This window comes from Jatrophihabitans sp. (genome assembly GCF_036389215.1).
Classification (GTDB): Bacteria; Actinomycetota; Actinomycetes; order Mycobacteriales; family Jatrophihabitantaceae; genus Jatrophihabitans_A.
The window spans coordinates 1-5060 of sequence record NZ_DASVQG010000080.1; the positions used below are offsets into that span (position 1 = coordinate 1).

Genomic DNA, 5060 nt, shown 5'->3' on the forward strand with positions numbered 1-5060 from the left:
ACAGGTCGCCTTCATGGTGCGCTACACGTCGGGTTACATCTGCGTGCCGATCACCGACGCCGACGCCGACCGGCTCGACCTGCCGCCGATGGTGCGCACCAACCAGGACAAGCGTGGCACCGCCTACACCGTCACCGTGGACGCCCGCGAAGGCGTCAGCACCGGCATCTCCGCCTCGGATCGCTGCCACACCATCAGGCTGCTCGCCGATGCCGACACCACGTCCTCGGATCTGGCCCGACCGGGTCACATCGTGCCGCTGCGCGCCAAGGAGGGCGGCGTGCTGCGCCGTTCGGGGCACACCGAGGCGGCCGTGGACCTCGCCACCCTGGCGGGCCTGCGCCCGGTCGGCGTGCTGTGCGAGATCGTCAGCGAGACGGACCCGTCCGGCATGGCGCAGTCCTCGGAGCTGCGGGCGTTCGCCGACGAGCACGGCCTGGTGATGATCTCGATCGCCGACCTGATCGCCTACCGGCGGCGGTTCGAGAAGCAGGTCGAGCGCCGGGCCAGCGCCCGGGTGCCGCTGCGCTACGGCGAGTTCACCGCGCACGGCTACTCCTCCTCCTACGACGACCGCGAGCACGTCGCCTTCGTGTTCGGCGACATCGGCGACGGCGAGGACCTGCTGGTGCGGGTGCACTCGGAGTGCCTGACCGGCGACGTGTTCGGCTCGCTGCGCTGCGACTGCGGTCCGCAGCTGGACGCCTCGCTGGCCGCGGTGGCCCGCGAGGGCCGGGGCGTGGTGCTGTACATGCGCGGCCACGAAGGCCGCGGCATCGGGCTGTTCCACAAGCTGCACGCCTACCAGCTGCAGGACGCCGGCCGTGACACCCTGGATGCCAACCTGGACCTGGGCCTGCCCGCCGACGCCCGCGACTACGGCACCGGCGCCCAGATCCTGGTGGACCTGGGGGTGCGGACCATGCGGCTGCTCACGAACAATCCGGCCAAGCGGGCCGGCCTGGAGGGGTACGGGCTCTCGGTGCTCGGCTCGGTGCGGCTGCCCATCCATGCCAATCCGGAGAACCTGCGCTACCTGCAGACCAAGAAGGACCGGATGGGCCACGAGCTGGATCTCGGCGACGTCTCGCTGACCGCGACGATCACCGAACTCAAGATCAAGCCGTGATGAGCGCTCCGAGCCAGTCGTCATGAGTGAGGATCGAGCGAGGAACGAGCGAGGCCCGGAGCGAATGCCAGCGATGAGCGCTCGCGCGAAGAACAAGTGGAGCTCAGAGTGAGGATCGAGCGAGGAACGAGCGAGGCCCGGAGCGAATGCCAGCGATGAGCGCTCGCGCGAAGAGCCAGTCGTCATGAGTGGGCACGGAGCGCCGGAGACCGGTGCGGTGGCGGGTGCGGCCGGGTTGAAGGTCGTGGTCCTGGCCTCCCGCTGGCACGCCACGGTGATGGACGGCCTGCTGGCCGGCGCCCAGCGCGCGCTGGCCGACTCCGGCGTCAGCGACGTCACGATCATCCGGGTGGCCGGCACCTACGAGCTGCCGGTCGCGGCCAGCCGGGTGGCGAACGTCGGCGTGGACGCGATCGTGGCCCTGGGTGTGGTGATCCGGGGCGGCACACCGCACTTCGAGTACGTCTGCGGCGCCGCCACCGACGGGTTGACCCAGGTGTCGGTCGGCACCGGCATCCCGATCGGCTTCGGGGTGCTCACCTGCGACGACGACGAGCAGGCCCTGGACCGCGCCGGGCTGCCGGGGTCCAAGGAGGACAAGGGCTACGAGGCGGCGCAGGCGGCGCTGGCCACGGCGGTCGCGCTGGCTGACTACCCGCGCCGCTGAAGAACCGGTGACGGCGGTGTCGGGGCCAGCGGTCAGCGGCATCGTGCTCGCGGCAGGTGCCGGGCGCCGGCTGGGCCGTCCCAAGGCTGATCTGGACTTCGGGGGCCAGCGGCTGGTCGACCGCGCGGTCGGCACGCTGCGCGCCGGTGGCTGTGCCGAGGTGCTGGCGGTGCTGCGTCCGGAGCAGGCTGCCGCCGGCGGCGCCCGCACGGTCGTCAACCCCGAGCCTGACCGGGGGATGGGCTCGTCCCTGCGGTGCGCGCTGGCCGAACTGGTGCTCGACCCCCGGTCACAGGCGTGCGTGGTGCTGCTGGTCGACCTGGTGGACGTCCGGCCGGCCGAGGTGGCCGCGGTGATCGAGCGGCACCGGGCGGGGGCCGGGATCGTCGCGGTGCGCCGGGCCGGTCAGCGGTCCCATCCCGTGCTGGTGAGCCGCCGGTGGTATGCCGAGTTCGCGGCCGCCGCCGAGGGGGACCAGGGCGGCCGGGAGTTCTTCGACCGGCACCTGGCGGACACCAGCTTCCTGGATTACCCCGATCCGATCAGCGACATCGACACCGCGGAGGATCTCAGCCGGGCGCTGGCCGGGCAGCCGCCTCCGGGTCAGGCCGGCTCCGCCCGCTGAGCCAGCGCGGCCAGCGCCTTGGGGAAGATCTCGGCCGGCGGGGTGACCAGGCCGGCGCCGACCTGACCGACTCCGGCCAGCCGGCCGGCCATGCCGGTGTTGATCTGCGGAAGGATCTCGGTGCGCACCACCTTGGTGACATCGATCCCGGTGGGGGAGCCGCGGAAGTCCAGCACCGGGATCGAGTACATCGGGTGCTCGCCGACGGTGATCTCATACATCCGCCGCGAGGCCGCGAGCGCATCGGCGACCTCGCCCCCGACGAACCGGACGATCGCCGGAGCGGCCGCCATCGAGAAGCCGCCGAGGCCCGCGGTCTCGGTGATCGCCGAGTCGCCGATGTCGGGGTTGGCGTCGGCCGGGCCGAAATTGCCCAGGAACAGCCCGTCCGCCAGCTGGGCGGGTCCGGTGAACCACTGGTCACCGGTGCCGGCGACCTGGATGCCGAAGTCGGTTCCGTTGCGCGCCATCGCCACCACCACGGTCGAGCCGGGGATGTCGCGGGCGGCGTCCAGGGTCAGCTTGCAGGCCGGCATCGCCAGGTTGAGGAAGAAGTGGTCGTTGCCGGCGACGAACCGGACCGCCTCGGCGACGTCGGCCGACGGGGCGCCGGAGTCGATCAGCTCGGGCAGCAGCTCTCGCAGCAGCATCAGGGTGCCGGCCCGGTTGCGGTTGTGGGCCTCGTCGCCCATCTGCAGCATCTGCGCCAGGATCGCCTTGAGGTCGACCGGGCCGTGCCGGCGGACCGCGGTCTGCAGCAGCGGGGCCAGCACCCGCGACATCCAGCGCAGCCGGGTCAGCACCTCCTCGGAGTAGGCGCCGTAGCGCAGCACCTTGCCCAGTCCCTCGTTCAGGGTGCAGTAGGCCCGCCGGCCGGTGGCCGGGTCCTCGATGACGAACACCCACATCGACGCCGACACCACCCCGGCCATCGGCCCGACCGCCGAGTGGTGGTGGCACGCGTCCAGGGAGTAGCCGGTGCCGGCGGCGAACAGCTGCTCGGCCTGCTCGGGTTGCTCGACGACGCCCTCCAGCGCGGCGGCACCCATCAGCGCACCGCGCAGCGGGCCGGACGCGCGGGACCACTCGATGGGCGGGCCGGCGTGCAGGAAGTCCCGGTCGGCGAGTCCCAGCGTCGGGCCGGCGGGCAACACGTCCACCAGGTGGGCCTCGGTGCCGACGATCCGGGCCAGCGCCTCGGCATTGGCCGGCTGCCGGCGTGGATCGGCCATCACCCGGGCAAGGTCGGCCGCCGTGCCGGGCATCGGTGGCCGCCAGTCCACCTGGCTGACCTGGGCACCCTGGGCTGCCACCGATTCGGCGAACAGGCCGACCCCGGCGGCGACGATCTGCGGCGGCGGACCGGTGAACCGGCGGGGGTCGGTGTTCCGCTCCGGGCCTCGCTCGTCCCTCGCTCGATCCTCACTCATGACAACCTGCTCTTCGCGCAAGCGCTCATCGCTGGCATTCGCTCCGGGCCTTGCTCGTCCCTCGCTCGATCCTCACTCATGACGTGCCTCCCGGGACGAGCAGGCTGAGGGCGTGCCGGGTGGCGGCGGCGTTCGAGCTGAACACCGAGGCGCCGGCCGCGTGCAGCCGCTGCGCCGAGGCCTCCAGCTGCTGGGGGTCCCGGCGCGCGCCGATCAGGCTCACCACGACCGGAACCGTCGAGCCGGTCAGCACCGGCAGCAGCTCGCCGACCGGATCGGGATGGCTGCCGTGCCCGAGCAGCACGTCCAGCAGCACCACGGCGGTATCCGGGTCGGCGAGCAGCTCGGCCAGGTGCCGGTTGCGCAGCGACGGGTCGATCATCGGGTGTGCCCGGCCCTGGGTGAGCGCGTCGTCGCCGAAATCGATCATCAGGTGACCGGGCCAGCGCAGGCCGGCATCCAGCGCCCAGTCCGGCCGCAGCGCGATGTTCGAGCGCACCTCGCCGAGTTCGGCGCTGGCGATCAGCATCGCCTCGTCGCACAGCGTGCCTCCGCAGAACAGCCCGCGCAGCGCGCCGGGGCGCGACTCGGCGGCGCCGGGCCCGGCAGCGGTCCAGGACGGCCAGTCCGGTACCGGCACCGCCAGTTCGGTCAGCACCGCCTCGGCTGCCTGGGTCAGGTCGGGCTGGCCGGGCCCGAGCATCGCGAACCTGACCGGGGTGCCAAGCTCCGCGGCCACCTCCCGGACCCGCTCGGCCACCGGGGCCGCCGGCGGTTTGGACACCACCAGGATCAGCTCCGTGCCGGGGTCGGCGTCCAGGATCCGCAGCGCGGCCAGCGTCGAGCGCCCGGCGACAGCCTCGGACAGGTCACGCCCGCCGACCCCCAGCGCGGCGCTGACACCGACCCCGGCCGCGTCGAGCAGGCACAGCAGTTGCTGCGCGCCGGTGCCCGAGGCCGCGACCAGCCCGACCGGTCCGTGGTCGAGGGTGTGGGAGAAGCCGAGGCCCAGGCCGCCCACCACCGCGGTGCCGCAGTCCGGGCCCATCACCAGCAGTCCTCGGTCGGCGGCGGCGTCCTTGAGCCGGATCTCGTCGTCGACGCTGACGTTGTCGGAGAACACCAGCACGTCCCAGCCGGCGTCGAGGGCGTCCATCGCCTCGGGAAAGGCGTGCTGGCCCGGCACCGAGATCAGCGCCAGACCCGCGC

At 72.9% G+C, this 5060-nt stretch carries 5 protein-coding genes; 3 read left to right on the plus strand and 2 right to left on the minus strand.

From position 1 onward, the window contains the following. The 3 genes from VF542_RS03810 to VF542_RS03820 form a co-directional block, all read left to right on the plus strand. Positions 1-1129 (plus strand): bifunctional 3,4-dihydroxy-2-butanone-4-phosphate synthase/GTP cyclohydrolase II (locus tag VF542_RS03810; protein WP_408650376.1); only part of this gene is annotated, 1129 nt, incomplete at its 5' end. A 184-nt stretch (positions 1130-1313) separates the two neighbouring features. Beyond that, entirely contained in the window at positions 1314-1796 is a 483-nt protein-coding gene (gene ribH / locus VF542_RS03815; RefSeq protein ID WP_408650377.1) for a 6,7-dimethyl-8-ribityllumazine synthase, read from the plus strand. Positions 1797-1812: 16 nt separating this feature from the next. Continuing rightward, positions 1813-2421, plus strand: coding sequence for a nucleotidyltransferase family protein (locus VF542_RS03820; RefSeq protein ID WP_408650378.1), 609 nt, complete (start codon positions 1813-1815; stop codon positions 2419-2421). Here the strand turns inward: VF542_RS03820 and VF542_RS03825 are convergent. Together VF542_RS03825 and VF542_RS03830 are read right to left on the minus strand one after the other, a co-directional pair. Next, on the minus strand, positions 2400-3851 hold the full coding sequence (locus tag VF542_RS03825) for a DUF1116 domain-containing protein (RefSeq protein WP_408650379.1): 1452 nt from the start codon (positions 3849-3851) through the stop codon (positions 2400-2402). The two genes, VF542_RS03820 and VF542_RS03825, sit on opposite strands and share 22 nt — an antisense overlap. Positions 3852-3927: 76 nt before the next feature. Then, positions 3928-5060, minus strand: a 1133-nt coding sequence (locus tag VF542_RS03830; protein WP_408650380.1) for an FdrA family protein, incomplete at its 5' end; no start/stop codon positions are given.